The organism is Actinomadura nitritigenes, assembly GCF_017573545.1.
Taxonomy (GTDB): Bacteria; Actinomycetota; Actinomycetes; order Streptosporangiales; family Streptosporangiaceae; genus Spirillospora; species Spirillospora nitritigenes.
Genome location: NZ_JAGEOK010000026.1, coordinates 22,395 through 41,744 on the forward strand (window position 1 = coordinate 22,395; position 19,350 = coordinate 41,744).

Sequence of the window (19,350 nt, forward strand, 5' to 3'; positions counted from 1 at the left end):
CCCTGCCATGAAGCGGGCAGCACCGAGCGGGGCGCCGCGGTCGAGCGTTCACGACCGGGCGCCGTGACCGCATGCGCGGCCGGCGTCTCGCTCGCGCGGTCGGCGGCCGGTCAGGCCGGGCCGGTCGCCGCGTCCTGCTCGCGGCTCGCGGCGCGCTCCGCCTTGGCCTCCGCCTTCTTCTTGTGCGGACCGAGCACCATGATCATGTTTCGGCCGTCCTGCTTGGGCCGCGACTCGACGAAGCCGAGCTCCTCGACGTCGTCGGCCAGCCGCTGCAGCAGCCGGAAACCGAGCTCCGGACGGGACTGCTCACGACCACGGAACATGATCGTGACCTTCACCTTGTCCCCGGCCTTCAGGAACCGCACCACGTGACCCTTCTTGGTCTCGTAGTCGTGCGGGTCGATCTTCGGGCGGAGCTTGATCTCCTTGATGATCGTGTGCGCCTGGTTCTTCCGCGCCTCACGCGCCTTCATCGCGGACTCGTACTTGAACTTGCCGTAGTCCATGAGCTTGGCGACGGGCGGGCGCGCGGTGGGCGCCACCTCGACCAGGTCGAGGTCCGACTCACGCGCGAGTTCAAGGGCCTTGGCGATGGGCACGATGCCCACCTGTTCGCCGTTCGGGCCGACGAGCCGGACCTCGGGCACGCGAATGCGGTCGTTGATACGCGGTTCGGCGCTGATGGGACCTCCTTGGGGCCGTTCTCAAGTTCTGGGACCGGTCGTACCCCGAGGCTCTCACGCGAAAAGCCCCGCACGACTCACGTGCGGGGCCACCTTCGGTCGCCCTGGACGGTGGAACCGTCCGGGGACGACGGCGGGACGAGCGCGACGCGCCCGTTCGCCGGACCGATACCCACCGGCCGCACGGCCGGTCAGGTGGGAGGTGGCCTCCGCTTGAGCGCCCGGCGCGCACGACCTCGTCGGTCGCGTGCACAGGGCCGGTCGGCCACCAACACTACCACCTCAGAGGCGCGTGCGCGCCCCGCGGGATCCGCGTCCACCGCGGGGTACGCCATTTGCAACAACCTGGCGGGCCGCCGCCGCATTCCCGGAACCGGAACGCCCTCCGCACGCGGACCGGTCGCCGATCCCCGGCCGGCCGCCTTTTCCCACGTGGAGGTGAGGGTCATCTGACCCGGCGGGCGCCTCGCCCCGGGCGCCCCCGTTGTTACCGTGGTGCCAGGACGGCCCGGTGGGGCCGGCGCCAGAGAGGTATTCCCGTGATGCCCTCAGTCGAGACCGGTTCCCCAGGCCCCCTCACCGCCTCGCCGCCGGTCCGCCTGCAGTTCGCGCAGAAGGCGTTCATCACGGCCGGAGGGCGGCTGCTGATGGTGCGCAAGGCGGCATCCGACCCGTTCCAGCCCGGCCGGTGGGAGGTGCCGGGCGGGCGCCTGGACGTCGGGGCCGACCTGGACCTCGACGACCACATCCGGCGGGAGGTGTGGGAGGAGGTCGGCCTGAGGATCGAGCCGGGCCCGCCGTTCCACCTGTGGCAGTGGTTCATGGACGACCGGTCCCCGGACGCGGCGGGCGGCAGGGTCCGGGTGGTCGCGGCGGCCCGCCGCTGCCGCCCGCTGACGCTCGACGTCGCGTTCGGCAACCAGGACGAGAGCGACCACCTGGACGGATGCGCCTGGGTGCCGCTGGACGAGGTGCGCTCCTACCCGCTGATCCCGAGCCTGCGCCCGGTGGTGCGGGCGTTCCTGCCGCTCGCCCGCTGACGGCCGGATGGACGCGGACGCGGGGACGGGCGGCGCCGCCCGCTCCCCCGTGCGCCCGCCCCGCCCGGACGGGACGGGCAGGCGCCGCTTCTCCCTGTTCGTCATCGGCGACGTGCGGATCGAGGTGCGGGCGGCGCTGGACGTCCGCTTCGGGGAGCTGACCGCCGACCGGCTCTGCTACGGGCCCGCGCGCGCTCTGGTCGCGGGGACGGCGGTGAACCTGGCCCGGTGCGCGGTGGCCCGCTTCCGCCGGGTGAGCGTGCTGGCGAAGGTCGGCGACGACGAGTTCACGCCGGTGATCCGGCGGGAGCTGCGGCGGATCGGCGCCCGGGACCGGCTGCGGGTCGAGCCGGGCGCGCCGAACGGGGTGACGGTGATGGTGCGCGACCGGCCGGCCGGCGGCGGGCCGGGGGTGCGGCTGCTGGTGGCCGAGCAGGACGCGCCGGGCCGCCGGCTCACCGAGTCGGAGGTCCGCTCGGCCGCGGGCTCGATCCGCCGGGCGGACGCGCTGTTCCTGGACGGGTACTCGCTGCTGTCGCCGGTGTCGCGGGCGGCGCTGCGCGCGGCGGCGGGGACGGCGCGCGCGGCGGGCACAGCGGTGGCGTTCGATCTGGTCCCGCATGACATCGACGCGCGGCTTCCGGCGGCGGCCGTGCTGCCGGTCCTGTCGGCGGCGGACGTGGTGTTCGCGGAGGCTCCGACGCTGGCGCGGCTGCTCGGCCGTGCGGTGCCCGCCGGCGCGGACGAGGTGCGGGCGCTGGCGCGCGCGCTCGACGGCGCGGTCGCGGGGCGTCCGCTGTGGCTGCTGCGCTTCGGCCCGACACTGCTGGAGCGGGTGCTGGCGTACCAGCGCGAAGGGCTGTCGCTGGAGTACGGGACCGGGTACCGCGACGGGGACGTGCGCGCGGGGTTCGGCGACCGGCTGGCGGCGTGCGAGCTCTACTGGTGGCTGTCGTCGCGCTGATCGCGCGGGGACGGGCCGTCGAGGGCGGAGACCGCGCGCCGCAACGCCCGCAGGGTCCGCAGGAAGCGCCGCCGGCTGTCGGGAAGCCCGAACGTCTGCTGCCAGCGCCACGTCCCGCCCGCCAGGGCCGTCTCGCGCTCGGGCCCGCCGTCCAAGGCCGCGGCGACGGCCCAGCGCAGGAACTGCCCGCGCACTCCGTCGCCCGGATGGACGGTCGCCGTGCCGCGCTCCTCGATGAGCAGGTAGGAGCGCCCGGTGCGGAAGCGGGCCCGGAGCGCCGCGTGCCCGGCGGGCGCGCCCGGCAGGCCCTGCTCCTCCACCACGGCGCGGACCCCGGGTGCCCCCGGCAGGAAGTGCCAGTGCGCGTGGTCGATGCACGCGCCGCCGCCCTGTGACAGCGCGGGCCCGTGCTCGAAGAGCAGGAGTTCGCCGGTCCCGTAGGCGTGCAGGTAGAGGCGGGCGACGCGGTCGCGCCAGCGCAGGGCGCGGTCCCACAGCCGCTCGTCGAAGTCGCCCGCGCACTGGCGGTGCTCGCGCGTGACGAGGAGGAGGTGCCCGTCGGCGAGCGGCGCGACGTCCGGCATCAGCAGGAAGTCGCGGTCCCGGGCGAGGACGGACGCCTCGCCGGGCAGGTGGGCCATGGCGTTGATCCGGAACCGGAGGGGCGGGCACAGCACGCACTCGCGGCCGGGCTGCGCCGATGGCTCGGCCAACGCCTCCTCCAGCAACACGGGACGCACGGGCGGTCGCTTCCAGCGTGCCCGCGGCGCCGCGCCGGCGATCTGTGCGGACGCGGCCACAGACCCGGAACCCGAGGGGTACAGAACATGGCCGAACGGGCACATATGAAGGAGAAGGCAGCACCGTGAACCAGACCCCACAGCCCCCCGCACCGGCGCCCCGCGGCGCCCCTCCCGCCACCGCGCCCTCCGGCGCCCCCACCGCTCCCGCGATCGACATGGCGGTGCTCGAAGCCCGCCTGGACGAGTCCCTGGACGTCCTGCGCGACACCTACGCGCCCGCGCCCGGCAGCGGCGGGGGCTGGTACCACGAGCTGGCCCGGCCGGAGCCCGGGACGACCGCGACGGCGCTCGGCCTGCTGGCGTTCGTGGAGGCGGGCCGCCCGTTCGAGCACTTCGACGAGGGCCTGGCGTTCCTCGCCGAGCGGCAGACCGCCTCCTCCGACGCGCTGCGCGACGGCGGCTGGGCGACCGGGACCAGCCTCGGCATGCCCGTGGTCGAGGCGACCGGGTGGATCGCCCGGTTCCTCGCCCGCGCCCGCTGCGACCTGCGCGAGGACGCCCCGGACCTGCGGCGCGCCTACCGGTGGCTGCTGCGCAACCAGAACCCCGACGGCGGCTGGGGCTCGCTCTACGGCTGCGCGTCCCGGGTGTGGCAGACGTGCCTGGCGCTGCGCGCGCTCTGCCAGCTCAACCCGTACGACGCGGCGGTGGACCGGGGCGTGGAGTGGCTGACCGCCGACCGGACCGCGCACCGGCCCGCGTGGGGACCGGTGCCGGCGGCCGCGCCGACCGTGACGCACACCGCGTTCGTCCTGGTGACGCTGGCGGAGGCGCGGCCGGGCCTGCGGACCGAGCGGCTGCTGGACGCCTACGACTGGCTGCTCGCCCACCTCGACCCCGACGACGACCACACCTGGATCGAGACCTACGAGGTGTCCCCGCACGGCCTCGGATCGCGGCCGGTGTGGCGGCTGGCCCTGTGGCACTACGGCCTGCCGATCGCGCTGACGGCGCTGCTGCGGGACCCGCGCGGCCCGCACGGGCCGACGGTCGCCCGCGCGTTCCGGACGCTGGCGCGCGGCGAGGTCACCGACCCCCGCCGCAACGGGCCGCCGGGCGGCGGCCGCACCTCGCTGTGGACGCTGTGGTGGCGGCTGGAGACGCTGATCGCGCTCACCCGCGTCCCGCTCGCCGGAAGCGCGGACGTGCTGCACTGGTTCCCGGACGCGACGGTCGTGCAGCGCGCCCACGCGCGCGAGCTCCCGGTGGCGGCGCTGCTCCCGCACCGCCGGTTCGCCGACCCGGTGGCGCTGGTGCGGCGGCACTGGTCGGCGCTGGTGCTCGGCTTCGTCTGCGTGTCCAGCGCGTTCGGCGTCACTCTGGGCGCGTGGGGGTGGCGCGACTTCTGGCTGAGCGTGATCGTGCCGATCGTGCTGGCCAGCGTGGACGAGTCGCTCAAGCGGCGGCGGACGCCGCGCGGCCCGCCCCCGGCGGCCCCCTGACCGGTCCCCTCATCGGGGCGCCCTGACCTGCGCCTTCGATCGACCGGACGGGCGTCAGCCCGTGGAGGCCGCGGCGCGGCGGACCAGTTCCGCCTCGCCGGCCGCACGCATCGCCGCCACCGGAACGCCGTCGCGTCCGGTCATCAGCTCGACCTGCCGGACGGCCTGGTGCAGCAGCATCTCGAAGCCGCCGACGACCGTGCCGCCCGCGCGCTCCACGGCCGCGGCGAGCGCCGTGGGCCACGGCGCGTACACCACGTCGAACAGCGCGGCGCCGGACGCGGCGACCGGCCCGGCGAAAGCGTCGGCGGCCCGCCCCGGCAGGGTCGACACCACCAGCCCGGCGGGCAGGTGGTCGGCGACCCGGTCGAGGGTGACGACCCGCACCGCCAGCCCGCAGCGCTCGCCGACCTCGGCCGCCTCCGAGGCCCGGCCCGGGTCGCGGACCGCGAGGACGGCCGCGTCCAGGCCCAGCTCGGCGAGCGCGGCCAGCGCCGACGCGGCGGTCGCGCCGCCGCCCAGCACCAGGGCGGCGCCGGGCGAGCCGAGGCCCGCCTCGCCGAGCGCGGTGACGATGCCGTGCACGTCGGTGTTGTCGGCGTGCCGGCGCCCGTCCCGGAGGACGAGCGTGTTGGCGCCGCCGACGCGCTCGGCCAGCTCCGACACCGAGTCGGCGAGCTTCAGCGCGACCCGCTTGAGCGGCATGGTCAGCGACAGGCCCGCCCACTCCGGTCCGAGGCCGTCCAGGAGCGGGGCGAGGCCGTCCTCGCCGCACTCGACGGCGTCGTAGCGCCAGCCGTCCAGGCCCATCGCCGCGTACGCCGCCCGGTGCAGCACCGGCGACAGCGAATGCGCGATCGGCGATCCCAGCACGGCGGCGCGCCGAACGTCACCCACCTGCCCGCTCCGATCCGTCACGCGTCAGCCGTTCGGGTGCGTCTTCTGCCACTCGCGGAACTCCTGCTCCAGCTTCTGGCGCTGCGCGTCGGTGCTGGCGAACTTCGTGACCTTGTGGGTGGGGTCGGTGGCCACGAAGTACAGCCAGTCGCCGGGCGCGGGCGCCAGCGCGGCCTCGATCGCGTCCGGGCCGGGGTTGCAGATCGGTCCCGGCGGCAGGCCCTTGTGCTTGTAGGTGTTGTACGGCGAATCAACCTGGAGGTCCCGGTTGCGCACGTCCAGCGTCCGCTTGTTCAGCGCGTACAGGACGGTGGTGTCGAACTGGAGCGCCATGCCGGTCTTCACCCGGTTGTAGATCACCCGGGAGATCTTCGGCAGGTCGCTCGGCTTGCCGCCCTCCGCCTGCGCGAGGCTGGCCAGCGTCAGCAGCTTCAGCGGGCTGAGCCCCGCCTCCTTCGCCTTGCCCTCCAGGTCGGAGCTGCTCGCCTCCTTGTTGAACGCGTCGACCATCTGCTGGACGATCTTCCGCGCCGACCCGTTCGGGTCGAGGTCGTAGCGGCCCGGGTAGAGGAAGCCCTCCAGGTTCCCGCCGGCGTACGACGGCAGCCCGAGGCCCGCCGTGTTCTTCGCGACCGCCTGGAAGTCCCGGACGGGGATGCCGGTCTTCTTCGACAGCAGCTGGAAGACCTCGATCGCGCGCTTGCCCTCCGGGACGGAGATCTGGTTCCCGGCCCGCGACTTCGGGTCCAGCAGCAGCGCCATCGCCGCCTTCGACGACATCTCGAGGCGCATCTGGTAGAAGCCCGGCTGGATGCTGGAGGCGCGCGCCTCGGCGTTGTAGACCTTCACGAACGCGCGGGTGCTCTTCACCACGCGGTGCTCCTGCAGCGTCGTGGCGATCAGCGCGCCGCTCGCGCCGTCCTTCACCTGGACCGTGACACTGCCGGTACCGGAACCGGAGTAGTCCGGCGGATGCAGCCGGTTGTCCAGGATCGCGACGCCGAACACGCCCGCGGTGCCGAACACCGCGACGATGAAGGCCAGCGCGAACAGGAACGCCGCGCGGCCGCTGCGGCGGCGCCGCTTCTGCCGCTTGCGGGCGCGCCGCTGGTCCCGCCGGGTCGGCGGCTCCTGCGGCGGTCCCTCCTCGTACGGATCGCCGTACGGATCGGAGAAAAGGTCCAGATCGTTCATGAGCTCCCCCGGACGATCTCGCCTGGGGGGCGTCCGGTCAACCGTTCCCCGTCCAGGGCGGCTTGAAGCAGGACCGTGGCCGCGGCCTGATCGACGACCTTGCGGCGGGCCTGACCGCGCACTCCCCCCGCCCGCAGCCCGCTCTCGGCCGTGACGGTGGTGAGCCGCTCGTCGTACAGCCGGACCGCCTCCGGGGGAAGGCGGTCGGCCAGCCGCGCGGCGAACCTGCGCGCCGACTGCGCCGCCGGGCCCTCGCGGCCCGACAGCGACGTCGGCAGCCCGACGACCACCTCGATCGCCTCGTGCTCGGCGACGAGCTCGACGAGCCGGTCGATGTCGCCCCTGCCGCTCTTCACGGTCTCCAGGGGCGAGGCGAGGATCCCGCCGGGATCGCACCGGGCCACGCCGACCCGGACGCTGCCCACGTCCACCCCGAGCCGCACGCCCTGCCTCATCGCCCCGCTCCGCTCTGCGGTGCGGAGCGCTCCACGGTGGGCGCCGCGTCCCTCACGGACCTCATGACGCGCCGTCCCTTAATCCGCCCGCGGGGCTCACGCGGCCCCTACGGCTCGTTCGACCGCGGCGAGCGCGTCGTCGATCGCGGCGGGATTCGCACCGCCGCCCTGCGCGAGGTCGTCCTTGCCGCCTCCGCCGCCGCCGAGCGCCTTGGCCGCGAGGCCGACGAGCGCGCCCGCCTTCAGGCCGCGCTCGCGCGCGCCCTCGGTGACGGCGACGACCACGACGGGACGGTCCTTCGGGACGCCCGTGACCATGACGACGGCGGGCCGGGCCTGCAGCCGGCCGCGGACGTCCACGGCGAGCTTGCGCAGGTCGTCGGCGCCGGTGCCGTCGGGGGCGCGGTGGCCCACGAACGCGGTGCCGTTCACGTCCTTCGCGCCGTCGGCGAGGGACCCGGCGGCCGCGAGGATCTGCTGCGAGCGCAGCCTCTCCAGCTCCTTCTCCGCCTCGCGGAGGCGGCCGACGACGCCGGAGATGCGCTCGGGCAGTTCCTCCTTGCGCGCCTTCATCTGCTCGGCGAGCTGCGCGACCAGCACGCTCTCGCGGGCGAGGAACCGGAACGCGTCGATGCCGACGAGCGCCTCGACGCGGCGGACGCCCGCGCCGATGGACGACTCGCCCAGCACCTTCACCAGGCCCAGCTGCCCGGACCGGGCGACGTGCGTGCCGCCGCACAGCTCGCGGGAGTAGTCGCCGACCTCGACGACCCGGACCTCGTCGCCGTACTTCTCGCCGAACAGCGCGAGCGCGCCCATGGCGCGGGCATCGTCGATCGAGGTGTGGAACGCCCGCACGTCCAGGTCGCCGATCAGGACCTCGTTGACCTCGTCCTCGACGTCGCGCAGCACGCTCGGCGGGACGGCGCCGGAGGCGGTGAAGTCGAACCGGAACCGGCCGGGCGAGTTCTCCGAGCCGGCCTGCGCGGCGGACTCGCCGAGCGCCCGGCGGAACCCGGCGTGCACGAGGTGGGTCGCGGTGTGCGAGCGGGAGATCGCGGCGCGCCGGGTCAGGTCGATCTCCGCGTGCGCGGAGTCGCCGGCCTGCGCCTCGCCGCTGCGGACCCGGCCGCGGTGCACGATCAGCCCGGCCAGCGGCGACTGCACGTCGTGCACGTCGATGATCGCGCCGTTGCCGAGCCGGATCACGCCCTGGTCGGCGAGCTGGCCGCCGCCCTCGGCGTAGAACGGCGTGCGGTCGAGGACGACCTCGACCTCGGCGCCCTCGCCCGCCGCGGGCGCGTTCGCGCCGTTGACCAGCAGCCCGACGAGCCGGGCGTCGCCGGTGACGTCGTGGTAGCCGATGAAGTCGACCCTGCCGCCCGCGCCGGTCAGCAGCTCGTCGAGCACCGAGACGTCGAGGTTGCCGGTCTTCTTGTCGCGGGCGTCCTGCTTGGCGCGGTCCCGCTGCTCCTTCATCAGCCGGCGGAAGCCCTCCTCGTCGACCTGGAGACCGGCCTCGGAGGCCATCTCGAGGGTCAGGTCGATCGGGAAGCCGTAGGTGTCGTGGAGCTTGAACGCCTGGTCGCCGGCCAGGGTCCGGCCGCCCGACCGCCGGGTGTCCTCCACCGCGGTGTCGAAGATCGCGGTGCCGGTGCGCAGCGTCTGGAGGAAGGACTCCTCCTCCGCGTCGATGACCGTGTGGATGTTGGCGGCGGTGCGGACCAGCTCGGGGTACTGCTCGCCCATGGCGCCGATCGCGACGGAGGTCAGCTCGTGCATCAGCCCGGCCTCCTGGCCGCCGAGCAGCCGCAGGTTGCGGATCGAGCGGCGCAGGATGCGGCGCAGCACGTAGCCGCGGCCCTCGTTGCCGGGGCGGATGCCGTCGGCGACCATCATCGTCCCGCTGCGGACGTGGTCGGCGATGACCCGCAGCGACACGTCGGCGCGGTGGTCGCGCCCGTAGGTCGCGTCGGTCAGGTTCGCGGCGCGGTCCAGGACCCGCCACAGGGTGTCGGTCTCGTAGATGTTGTCGACGCCCTGCAGGATCGCCGCCATGCGCTCCAGGCCCATGCCGGTGTCGATGTTCTTGGCGGGCAGGTCGCCGAGGATCGGGAAGTCGGTCTTGCTGTCCCCGGGGCCCCGCTCGAACTGCATGAAGACGAGGTTCCACACCTCGAGGTAGCGGTCCTCGTCGGCGACGGGGCCGCCCTCGCGCCCGTACTCGGGGCCGCGGTCGTAGTAGATCTCCGAGCAGGGGCCGCAGGGGCCGGGGACGCCCATCGACCAGAAGTTGTCCTCCATGCCGCGCTTCTGGATGCGGTCGAGGGGGACGCCGACCTTGTTGTGCCACAGGTCGCGGGCCTCGTCGTCGTCGTGGAAGACGGTGACCCAGAGCTTCTCCTCGGGGAAGCCGAAGCCGCCGTCCTCGCGGGAGCGGGTCAGCAGCTCCCAGGCGAACGGGATCGCCTGCTCCTTGAAGTAGTCCCCGATCGAGAAGTTGCCCAGCATCTGGAAGAACGTGGCGTGCCGGGTGGTCTTGCCGACCTCGTCGATGTCGGGCGTCCGGACGCACTTCTGCGCGCTGGTCATCCGCTGCGACGGCGGGGTGCGCTGGCCGAGGAAGTACGGCTTGAACGGGACCATGCCGGCGTTCACCAGCAGCAGGGTCGGGTCCTCGGCGACCAGGCTGGCGGAGGGCACCACCGTGTGCCCGCGCTCCTCGAAGAACTTGAGGAAGCGGCGCGCCACCTCTGCCGACTCCATGATCAGTGGCCATCCTTCTCGTCGTCGATGATCGTGTAACGCGCCCGCAGCACCCGGCGGGGCCGCGGCCCCGGGGTCTCGGGCGGAGCCTGGTCCATGCGGACGGCCTCGCGCAGCTCCTCCTCGCGGGCCTGCATCTCGGTACGCACGTCCGCCGCGAAATGCCTCAGCCGCTCGCCGGCGGACTGCCCGGTCGACACCGCCCGCGCCGCGACCCCCTCGGGGGACCAGCTGCGCGCGAACCGCTCGACCCGGCGCTTGACGCGGTGCGTCGCGTAGACGCCCGCGCCCGCGCCGACCGACAGCCAGAAGAGCCTCTTCACCTGCGCCCCTTCCCCGAGGAGCGGGCCGGGAGCTGCGGGCGGCCGGACGCGCCCGGAGCGCCGGACCGGCCCTCCCCGTCGCGGCTGCTCAGGGCCTTGCGCACCCCGTAGGAGAAGGCGGCCGCCTTCACCAGCGGCCCGCCCACCACCGAGGTCATCACGGTGGTCACGGCCGAGACGTTCTGCGTGACGCCCGCGACCTGCTTGGTGATGACGTCGGTGCGGCCGAGCTGCTCGTTGGCGCGCTTCACCGTCGTCGTCATGTCGTCCAGCAGCGGGGCCGCCTGGTCGCCGAGGTCGCGCACGAGCTTGCTGGCCTCGCCGAGCAGCCGGGCGAGCCGCAGCAGCGTCAGCGCGACGAACGCGACGAGCACAGCCCAGAACACGGCCACGATGAGACCTGCCAGCTGTCCACCAGTGAGCATGAGGGCTTCCGTTCGCTGTCGTTCCTGCCTGGGCCGGGCACGGCCTGACAGACCTTACCGGGCCGGGCGTGGGCCATGGGCGCCGGTCACGGCCGTGCGGCGGCGGACGCCGGCCGTCCGCCCGGCCCGCCGGGGCCGCGCCCGGGGCCGTTCCCGGCAGAGTAGCGGGCCTTCGCGGCCGATGCCGGGAGCACGGCGCCGGAAAGATCGATCTTCGTCGGTCCCGGCGGCCGCGGGCCCCGGCTCACCGGCCCGGGTCGCCGCGCAGCACCGAGCGGATCCGCGCGAGGACCTCGGTGAAGCGGGACTCGGCGCCGTGCCGGGTCGGGCGGTAGTACTCGCGGCCGTCCACCGAGTCGGGCGCGTACTGCTGCCGGACGACCCCGCCGGGATGGTCGTGGGCGTACTTGTAGCCCTTCCCGTGCCCGATCTTCGCGGCGCCCTTGTAGTGCGCGTCCCGCAGATGGCCCGGGACGGGCCCCGCCAGGCCCTTGCGGACGTCGCCGAGCGCGCCGTCCACCGCCATGACCACCGCGTTGGACTTGGGTGCGAGGGAGAGGTGGATCACCGCCTGCGCGAGGTTGATGCGGGCCTCGGGCAGCCCGACGAACTCCACCGCCTGCGCCGCCGCGACCGCCGTCTGCAGCGCGGTCGGGTCGGCCATGCCGACGTCCTCGCTGGCGTGCACGATGAGGCGGCGCGCGATGAACCGCGGGTCCTCCCCGGCCTCGATCATCCGGGCGAGGTAGTGCAGCGCCGCGTCGACGTCGCTGCCGCGGATGCTCTTGATGAACGCGCTGATCACGTCGTAGTGCTGGTCGCCCTCGCGGTCGTAGCGGACGGCGGCCCGGTCGACGGCCTTCTCCAGCACGTCCGCGTCGATCACCGCGCCGTCCTCGACGACGAGGGCGGCGGCCTCCAGGTAGGTGAGGGTGCGGCGGGCGTCGCCGCCGGCCAGCCGGATCAGGTGGTCCTCGGCGGCGGGGTCGAGGCCGACCGTCCCGGCCAGGCCGCGCTCGTCGGCGAGGGCGCGGCGGATCACCTCGCGCAGGTCGTCCTCGCCGAGCGGCTCGAGGGTGAGCAGCAGCGACCGCGACAGCAGCGGGCTGATCACGGAGAAGAACGGATTCTCGGTGGTGGCGCCGATGAACGACACCCACCGGTTCTCCACGGCCGGGAGCAGCGCGTCCTGCTGGGCCTTGTTGAAGCGGTGGACCTCGTCGACGAACAGGACGGTCTGCCGCCCGGTCATGCCGAGCTCGCGGCGGGCGAGGTCGATCTCCGCGCGGACCCGCTTCACGCCGTCGCTGACCGCGGAGATCTCCACGAACCTGCGGGAGGTGACGTGGCTGACGACCGTCGCGAGGGTGGTCTTGCCGGTTCCGGGCGGGCCCCACAGCACCAGCGACATCGGGACGTCGCGGTCGACGAGCTGCCGGATCGGCGTGCCGGGGCCGAGCAGGTGGGCCTGGCCGACGACCTCGTCCAGCGCGCGTGGGCGCATCCGCACCGCGAGCGGCTGCCGCCCGGCCTCCGCCGCCGTCGCGGGCGCCGCGGCCGCGCCGCGGTCAGGCTCCGTGGAGCGGCCCTCCGCCTCGGCCGCCGGATCGTCGAAGAGCCCCTCCGGCTGCCCCGGTTCCGCCCTGCTGGTCACGCTCCGACACTATCTCGCCGCAGCGACGCTCCCGTCCGCTCGGGCGGCCGGTCCGCCAGCGCCGGGATCCTGGACGTCGCCCACAGCGTGACGACGACGATCGTGCAGCCGACGATCCCGTCCGTCCAGTAGTGGTTCGCGGTGACGACCACGATGAGGAACGTGAGGACGGGGTGGAGGGCCAGGATGTAGCGCCAGCGGCCCCCGCCGTAGCGGATGGCGCCCCAGGCGACCAGCAGCGCCCACCCGACGTGCAGCGACGGCATGGCCGCGAACTGGTTGGCCATCCCCTCCCCCGGCTTGGAGCTGTAGGAGCTGGGGCCGTAAACGTTCATCAGGTCGATGAACCCGTGCCCGGGCAGCATGCGGGGCGGCGCCAGCGGGAAGGCGAAGTGCAGAGCCAGGGCCGCGGCCGCGGTGATCGCGATCACGGCCCGGACGCGCGGCCAGCCCTCCCGGTGCCGGAACCACATCCACGCCATGAACAGCAGGATCGCCGGGAAGTGCACGCGGACGTAGTACTCGTTCGCCGCGCGCACCCAGCCGTCCCAGCCGAGCGCCCATTTCTGGAACGCCGACTCGTCGGGCAGGTGGAGCGTGCGCTCCAGATCCCACAGCCACCGGGCGTGCGCGAACGCGTCGCTCGGGCGGCCGTCGGCGAAATGGCGGCCCAGCTCGTAGGCCCCGATCACCACGCCCATCACCAGGACCTGCAGGGCGGTCGCCGCCGCGAGGCGGCGACCGGTCAGATCACGTCGCAGAATGGCCTCCGTACCCCCTGGTCGCCGCATAGGGTTCATCCAGCCACCCGCTGCGGTTCGCTCTGATATGTCAGGAGGGTATCGGTCTCCGCCCGGAGGCCGAGACGGGATCGGGAACCCTCCGTCCCGCCGCCGCGTTGTTACCGGCCGGAAGACGGAATCAGGAGCGTGACGGTGTCCGGAACGGCCCACCGCCGGCGCCATGGGCAGGCGGGCCTGCTCGTGGCGCTGTTCGTCGTGGCCGGGCTCGTCTTCAGCTACGGACTCGGGCACGGCCTGCCCGACCGCGTGTGCATCGAGAACGGGATGAGCGTGCCCGCCGAGGTCGCCGCCGAGATGCACCACGCCTCCGCCGAGCGCGGCGGCCCTGAGGCGGCGGGCCGCGCCCCCACCGGCCAGGCGCCCGACGCCCACACCGCTCCCGTTCACGGGGTGCCGGGACATCCCGGACCCTCCGTGACGTCCCTCAGCGCGCCGCTGAGACTGCCCCCGCTGGCTCCGGCGGACGCGTGCCTATGCCTGGCCGTGCTCTTCGCCCTGATGCTGCTGGGGCTCACCACGGGCCGCCGGGCGCTGCTGCGCCTGCCCGCGCGCAGCGGCCGGGCGCCCGCGCCGCCGCCCGGCGGCTTCTTCTCCCCCGTTTCCCTGGCGTCCCTTCAGGTTCTCCGGCTGTGACGGACCGGCCGTAAGGCCCACCGGCACCGCTCTCCCCGGCGCTCATCGCCCGCGCCGGCGCGATGCCGCCATGTCCGTACGCCCGCAGAGACCCCTGAGAGGACCGCTCCGTGTCCAAGAGCGCCCGGAACAAGAACACCCGCAAGAAGAACGCCCTGACGCAACGCGAGGTGCCGTGGGGCGGCATCGCCTTCTTCACCCTGATCGGCGTGATCGCGGTCGCCGCCATCGGCTACGCCTTCCTGCAGGCGAGGCCCTCGTCGGCCGACGCGTCGTCCATCAAGGGCGTGGTCGTCAAGGACGGCCTGACCCGCAACCACACCAGCGACCCCGTGAAGTACGACTCGAACCCGCCCATGGGCGGCGACCACGACCCCGTGTGGCAGAACTGCGACGGCCGCGTCTACGACCAGCCGCTGCGCAACGAGAACGCCGTCCACTCCTTGGAGCACGGCGCCGTCTGGATCACCTACCGGCCCGGTCTGGCGGCGGCCCAGCTGGACGCGCTCAAGGCCAAGGTCGAGCGCACCGACTACACGTTCCTGAGCCCGTACCCGTCGCTGGACGCGCCGGTCGCGCTCACCGCGTGGGGCCACCAGCTGAAGGTCCAGGACGCCGGGGACGCGCGCGTCGACCGGTTCCTGAGCGCCTACGTCAAGGGCCCGCAGACCCCGGAGCCCGGCGCGGCCTGCGACGGCGCCAAGGACACCCCGTGACCGGCACCGCACACGACGCCCCCCGGTCCCGCGGCCGCCGCGTCACCGTCGCCATCGCCGCCCTGGCGCTGCTCGCCGCCGCGGCGCTGGCCGGGACGACGGCCTGGAAGTCCGGCGAGCCGGCCGCCGACGGGCCCGAGGCCGGATTCGCCCGCGACATGAGCGCCCACCACGCGCAGGCCGTGGAGATGTCGTTCATCGTCCGGGACCGGACGTCCGACCCCGCCGTCCGGCTGCTGGCGTACGACATCATCAACACCCAGTCGGCGCAGATCGGCATGATGACGGCCTGGCTCGACCAGTGGGGGCTGCCCAAGGCCGATCCGGCGGGCCCGATGCGCTGGATGTCCGGCCACGCCGGGATGGCCATGCCGCGGGCCGCCGCGCCCGGCGCCGCCCGCATGCCGGGGATGGCGACCGACGCCCGGCTCGCCGAGCTGCGCAAGGCGTCCGGGAAGGACGCCGAGGTGCTGTTCCTCCGGCTGATGATCGCGCACCACCGCGGCGGCGTGGACATGGCCCGCGCCGTGCTCGACCGGACCGGCCGCGACCAGGTGCGGCGGCTGGCCCGGACGATGGTCGCCGGGCAGCTCTCGGAGATCGCGCAGATGAACGCGATGCTCCGGGAGCGCGGCGCGGCGCCCGCCTGACGGCCCGGCGGGCGGTGCGGCCGCGCCGCCCGCCGGGCCGTCCCGCACCGCGTCCGGACGAGCTTCGCGATAGCGCTTGACACCGGGGTCCGATCGCGGGTCACTGACCACCATGGCTCACAACCTCAGCGGCTACCACCGGGCACTGGACCTGTTCGAAGGTCTGCTGGCCGGCGTCCCCGGGGACGGCTGGGACGCCCCCTCGCCCTGCGACGGCTGGACGGCGCGGGACGTCGCCGGACACGTCACCGGCGGGCAGTACCTGATCCGGTCGCTGGCGACCGGGGAGCCCGCGCCGGACGTCAGCACCGACCCGGCGCGCTTCGTGCCCGGTGACGTGATGGCGGCGTGGCGGGAGGCCCGCAAGGAGGCCGCCACCGCCCTGACGCCGGAGGGGCTGAGCCGCCCGGTCCCCGTCGGCGCGCTCGGCCGGCTGCCGCTGGGCGACTACCTGCAGGGCTACATCCTGGAGCCGCTGGTGCACGCCTGGGACCTGGCGCGCGCCACGGGGCAGCCGTCCCGGCTGGATCCCGACCTGGTGCACCACGCGTTCGCGACCGCGCACATGATCGCCGCCGACCTGCGCACGGCCGGCCACCTCGCGCCGCAGCTCCCCGCCCCCCAGGGCGCCGACGAGCAGACCCGCCTCCTGGCCTTCCTCGGCCGCCCGATCACCTGAAACGGCCGCCCCCCGGAGGAAACCCGGCTGAGCCCCCCAACGAAAGACCCAGACCCTAGCCACGGCCACGGGCAGGCACGCGGAGCGAGTGCAGCGAGCGCAGCGGGCCTGCCCGACGGCTGACAGGCTGTTTCGCGCGGAGCTCTAGTGGAGCGCGAAACAGCCCGTCAGCCGCAACGGGGGTTCCAGGGGGGCGCCCCCCTGGGAGATCAAGAGAACTCGGCGAGCGTGCGCTCGGCCTCCTCGAGCCAGGCGCGGCGGGCCCCGAGGGCCTCCTCGGCGTCCTTGACGTCCTTGTCGCGGCCGGCGGCGCGGGCCTTGTCCAGGCGCTTCTCCAGCTGGTCGATGGAGCTGCGCAGCTGGTTGACGGTGGCCTCGGCGCGGGCGCGGGCCTCGGGGTTGGTGCGCCGCCACTCCGATTCCTCGGCGGTCCGGACGGCCTCCTCGATCTTGCGGAGCCGGCCTTCGAGGCGGTCGCGCTGGTCGCGGGGCACCATCCCGGCGGCCTCCCAGCGCTCCTGGATCGCGCGCAGCGCCTGCCGGGCCTGCCGGATGTCCCGGACGGGCAGCAGCCGCTCGGCCTCGGCGAGGATCTTCTCCTTCTCCTCGGCGTTGCCGCGGAACTCGGCGTCGCGTTCGGCGAACGCGGCGCTGCGGGCCTGGAAGAAGGTGTCCTGGGCGCCCTTGAAACGGGCCCACAGGTCCTCTTCGGCGTCGCGGGAGGCGCGGCCCGCGAGCTTCCAGCGGCGCATGAGGTCGCGGTAGGCGGCGGCGGTCTCGCCCCAGTCGGTCGACTCCTGCATCGCCTCCGCCTCGGCGACGAGGCGCTCCTTCTCCCGGCGGGCCTCCTCGCGCTGGTCGTCGAGGGTCGCGAAGTAGACCTTGCGGCGCTTGGTGAAGGCGTTGCGGGCCGAGGAGAGCCGCTTCCACAGCGCGGTCTCGGTGGGCCGGTCGATGCGGTCGGCGGACTTCCACTCCTCGACGAGCTGGCGGAGCCGCTCGCCGCCGTTCTTCCAGTGCGTCTCCTCGGCGGCGATCCGCTCGGCCTCGGCGACGATGCGCTCCTTGACCTCGCGGGCCTCGTTCCGGTGCTGCTCGCGCTGGGCCTTGACCTCCTCGCGGCGCCGGCCGACCTGCTCGGTCAGGCCGTCCAGCCGGCGGGCGAGCGCGTCGAGGTCGCCGACGGCGTGCGCCTCGTCGACGGCCTCGCGCAGCCGGGCGATGCTGTGCTGCGCCTGCGCGGGCTGCAGGTCGGTGGTGCGGACGCGCTGTTCGAGCAGGCCGATCTCGGTGGCGAGCGCGTCGTACTTGCGCTTGAAATAGGCCAGGGCCTCTTCGGGCGCGCCGGCCTGCCAGGACCCGACGACGCGTTCGCCGCCGGACGTCGTGACATAGACGGTGCCGTCCTCGTCCACCCGGCCCCAGGGATCGGTCGCGCTGGACACCCTTGCCTCCTGAATCGCAGGTCCGATCGGGCTCATGGCCTCCGGACCCTCACACCTTAGTATCCCGATCGCCTAAACCGGGGCGATCGTGACGTCCTGGATCGTGACCTTCTTCTTGGGCTTGCCGTCGCCCGCGGGGTCGGAGCCCGCCTTGGCGATCTTCTGCAGGACGTCCAGCCCCTTGGTGATCTTGCCGAACACCGAGTAGTCGGGCTGGAGCTGCGAGTCCTTGTAGACCAGGAAGAACTGGCTGCCGTTGGTGTCCGGGCCCGAGTTCGCCATGGCCAGCGTCCCGGCCGTGTACTTGGCGTTCGCCGTGTTCTCGTTGGCGTACTCGTAGCCGGGTCCGCCGGTGCCCTGGCCGGACGGGTCGCCGCACTGCAGGACGTTCAGGCCGCCACTGGTCAGCCGGTGGCACGGGGTGTCGTCGTAGAAGCCCTTCTGGGCGAGGTGGACGAACGACCCCACCGTGCACGGCGCGGCCTTGGCGTCCAGGGCCATCACGATGTCGCCCTGGTTCGTCTTCACCGTGGCCTGGACGGTGCCCTTGTAGGCGGGCTTCTTCGGCGGCGTGCCGAGATTCTTGACCTTGCCGGCGGGCTGGCCCGCGGCGTTGTAGGAACAGTGGAGGCCGTCGGCCTTGGACTTGTCGTCCTTGCCGGTGAACACGACGACCGCCGCGCCGCCCACCACGACGACCGCCACCGCCACCGCGGAGCTGATGATCTTGACGCGGCGGGCCTTGGCGGCCGCTTGCGCCAGCGCCTGCTGCTGCCGCTCGTAGCGCTGCCGAGCGAGCTGCTTCTTGCGGTCCTTCCCCGCCACGTGCCTGCCCTTCCGCTGTGATCAGGTGAACGTGCAGCGCATAGTAGCGGCACCCGCGCCTCCGGCGGACTCCAGCCTGAACGAACGTGGAGGAAGCCGCGGCGGCCCGTGCCGCCCCGCCGCTCCCCGCGGCGGACCGTGTCGCGGAAAGCGCCGCGACACGGCGATCGGCCTATCTCGTTCGCGATGGCCGTGGCCGCGCCGGTACGCTCGGACGAGCCCACCCGAGATGGTTCCAAGGAAGGACGACCGTGCTCGTCGCCGGGTTCCCCGCTGGATCGTTCGCCGCGAACTGCTATGTCGTGGCGCCCGCCGCGGGCGAGGAGTGCGTCATCGTCGATCCGGGCCAGGACGCCGAGGCCGGGATCGAGGAGATCCTGCGCGAGCACCGGCTGAAGCCGGTCGCGGTGCTGCTGACGCACGGCCATATCGACCACGTGTGGTCGGTGGCGCCGGTGTGCGGCGCCAAGGACGTCCCGGCCTACATCCATCCGGACGACCGCGACCTGCTCACCGATCCGGCCAAGGGGGTGTCCCTCGGCCCCGGGCAGCAGCTGTTCGGGGGCCTGGAGCTGACCGAGCCGGACGACGTGAAGGAGCTGGCGGACGGCGCGGTGCTGGAGCTGGCGGGGCTGAACTTCACCGTCGACCACGCGCCCGGCCACACGCCCGGGTCGGTGACCTTCCGGACGCCGAGGACGCAGGAGCTGCCGGACGTGATGTTCACGGGCGACCTGCTGTTCGCCGGGTCGATCGGCCGCACCGACCTGCCCGGCGGCTCCTACGAGGACATCCTCGCGAGCCTGTCCCGGGTGTGCCTGTCCATGCCGGACGAGACGGCGGTCCTGCCCGGGCACGGCACCCAGACCACAATCGGCCGTGAACGCGCGACCAACCCGTTCCTGGCCGAGCTGACTCCGGCCGACGGGCCGAACAAGGGATTCTGAGCC

20 protein-coding genes are annotated in these 19,350 nt (G+C 73.9%); 8 read left to right on the forward strand and 12 right to left on the reverse strand.

The features are described 5' to 3' along the window. Window positions 1-110: 110 nt before the first annotated feature. Complete coding sequence (infC, locus tag J4557_RS33695) at window positions 111-686, reverse strand: translation initiation factor IF-3 (protein WP_151539437.1); 576 nt, start codon at window positions 684-686, stop codon at window positions 111-113. Between the two features lie 542 nt (window positions 687-1,228). On the opposite strand from infC, the gene J4557_RS33700 reads away from it, so the two are divergent. Beyond that, a complete protein-coding gene (locus tag J4557_RS33700) occupies window positions 1,229-1,726 on the forward strand; it encodes an NUDIX domain-containing protein (RefSeq protein WP_208270821.1) in 498 nt (165 codons plus the stop codon). A 7-nt stretch (window positions 1,727-1,733) separates the two neighbouring features. After that, window positions 1,734-2,690, forward strand: coding sequence for a PfkB family carbohydrate kinase (locus tag J4557_RS33705; RefSeq protein WP_208270822.1), 957 nt, complete (start codon window positions 1,734-1,736; stop codon window positions 2,688-2,690). Here J4557_RS33705 and J4557_RS33710 read toward each other — a convergent pair. Continuing rightward, window positions 2,666-3,403 (reverse strand): HIT family protein, encoded by a 738-nt coding sequence (locus J4557_RS33710; RefSeq protein WP_208270823.1) that lies wholly within the window; start codon window positions 3,401-3,403, stop codon window positions 2,666-2,668. The two genes, J4557_RS33705 and J4557_RS33710, sit on opposite strands and share 25 nt — an antisense overlap. Window positions 3,404-3,555: 152 nt before the next feature. On the opposite strand from J4557_RS33710, the gene J4557_RS33715 reads away from it, so the two are divergent. Beyond that, window positions 3,556-4,935, forward strand: a complete 1,380-nt coding sequence (locus tag J4557_RS33715; protein ID WP_208270824.1) for a prenyltransferase/squalene oxidase repeat-containing protein — start codon at window positions 3,556-3,558, stop codon at window positions 4,933-4,935. A gap of 54 nt (window positions 4,936-4,989) precedes the next feature. Here the strand turns inward: J4557_RS33715 and J4557_RS33720 are convergent, their stop codons facing one another. From J4557_RS33720 to J4557_RS33755, 8 genes are all read right to left on the reverse strand, one after another. Next, the gene (locus J4557_RS33720; RefSeq protein ID WP_208270825.1) at window positions 4,990-5,832 is read right to left on the reverse strand and encodes a shikimate dehydrogenase; all 843 of its coding nucleotides are present in this window, start codon (window positions 5,830-5,832) and stop codon (window positions 4,990-4,992) included. 24 nt (window positions 5,833-5,856) lie between these two features. Continuing rightward, window positions 5,857-7,026 (reverse strand): endolytic transglycosylase MltG, encoded by a 1,170-nt coding sequence (gene mltG, locus J4557_RS33725; RefSeq protein ID WP_208270826.1) that lies wholly within the window; start codon window positions 7,024-7,026, stop codon window positions 5,857-5,859. Continuing rightward, window positions 7,023-7,481, reverse strand: a complete 459-nt coding sequence (gene ruvX, locus J4557_RS33730; RefSeq protein WP_208270827.1) for a Holliday junction resolvase RuvX — start codon at window positions 7,479-7,481, stop codon at window positions 7,023-7,025. Before ruvX ends, mltG begins: the two co-directional genes overlap by 4 nt. A 96-nt stretch (window positions 7,482-7,577) precedes the next feature. Further along, complete coding sequence (gene alaS / locus J4557_RS33735; protein ID WP_208270828.1) at window positions 7,578-10,247, reverse strand: alanine--tRNA ligase; 2,670 nt, start codon at window positions 10,245-10,247, stop codon at window positions 7,578-7,580. A 2-nt stretch (window positions 10,248-10,249) separates the two neighbouring features. Continuing rightward, the gene (locus tag J4557_RS33740) at window positions 10,250-10,570 is read right to left on the reverse strand and encodes a hypothetical protein (RefSeq protein ID WP_190856568.1); all 321 of its coding nucleotides are present in this window, start codon (window positions 10,568-10,570) and stop codon (window positions 10,250-10,252) included. Then, window positions 10,567-10,995 (reverse strand): DUF948 domain-containing protein, encoded by a 429-nt coding sequence (locus J4557_RS33745; RefSeq protein ID WP_208270829.1) that lies wholly within the window; start codon window positions 10,993-10,995, stop codon window positions 10,567-10,569. Before J4557_RS33745 ends, J4557_RS33740 begins: the two co-directional genes overlap by 4 nt. Window positions 10,996-11,239: 244 nt before the next feature. Then, window positions 11,240-12,499, reverse strand: a complete 1,260-nt coding sequence (locus tag J4557_RS33750; protein ID WP_243776779.1) for a replication-associated recombination protein A — start codon at window positions 12,497-12,499, stop codon at window positions 11,240-11,242. A gap of 146 nt (window positions 12,500-12,645) precedes the next feature. After that, on the reverse strand, window positions 12,646-13,440 hold the full coding sequence (locus J4557_RS33755) for a phosphatase PAP2 family protein (RefSeq protein WP_208270831.1): 795 nt from the start codon (window positions 13,438-13,440) through the stop codon (window positions 12,646-12,648). A 144-nt stretch (window positions 13,441-13,584) separates the two neighbouring features. On the opposite strand from J4557_RS33755, the gene J4557_RS33760 reads away from it, so the two are divergent. The 4 genes from J4557_RS33760 (at window position 13,585) to J4557_RS33770 (ending at window position 16,130) form a co-directional block, all read left to right on the forward strand. After that, on the forward strand, window positions 13,585-14,085 hold the full coding sequence (locus J4557_RS33760) for a hypothetical protein (RefSeq protein WP_208270832.1): 501 nt from the start codon (window positions 13,585-13,587) through the stop codon (window positions 14,083-14,085). A 110-nt stretch (window positions 14,086-14,195) separates the two neighbouring features. Next, on the forward strand, window positions 14,196-14,801 hold the full coding sequence (locus tag J4557_RS50025; protein ID WP_307800360.1) for a thioredoxin-like domain-containing protein: 606 nt from the start codon (window positions 14,196-14,198) through the stop codon (window positions 14,799-14,801). Next, entirely contained in the window at window positions 14,798-15,451 is a 654-nt protein-coding gene (locus tag J4557_RS50030) for a DUF305 domain-containing protein (RefSeq protein WP_307800361.1), read from the forward strand. The genes J4557_RS50025 and J4557_RS50030 overlap by 4 nt, the downstream gene beginning before the upstream one ends. A 112-nt stretch (window positions 15,452-15,563) precedes the next feature. After that, window positions 15,564-16,130, forward strand: coding sequence for a TIGR03086 family metal-binding protein (locus J4557_RS33770; RefSeq protein ID WP_208270833.1), 567 nt, complete (start codon window positions 15,564-15,566; stop codon window positions 16,128-16,130). A gap of 209 nt (window positions 16,131-16,339) precedes the next feature. Here J4557_RS33770 and J4557_RS33775 read toward each other — a convergent pair whose 3' ends face one another. Then, a complete protein-coding gene (locus tag J4557_RS33775) occupies window positions 16,340-17,611 on the reverse strand; it encodes a DUF349 domain-containing protein (RefSeq protein ID WP_208270834.1) in 1,272 nt (423 codons plus the stop codon). A gap of 36 nt (window positions 17,612-17,647) precedes the next feature. Next, complete coding sequence (locus tag J4557_RS51180; RefSeq protein ID WP_208270835.1) at window positions 17,648-18,400, reverse strand: peptidylprolyl isomerase; 753 nt, start codon at window positions 18,398-18,400, stop codon at window positions 17,648-17,650. Window positions 18,401-18,651: 251 nt separating this feature from the next. Between J4557_RS51180 and J4557_RS33785 the strand changes: the two genes are divergently transcribed. Continuing rightward, window positions 18,652-19,347: an MBL fold metallo-hydrolase gene (locus J4557_RS33785; RefSeq protein WP_208270836.1), complete on the forward strand. Its 696-nt coding sequence runs from the start codon at window positions 18,652-18,654 to the stop codon at window positions 19,345-19,347. Window positions 19,348-19,350: the final 3 nt, after the last annotated feature.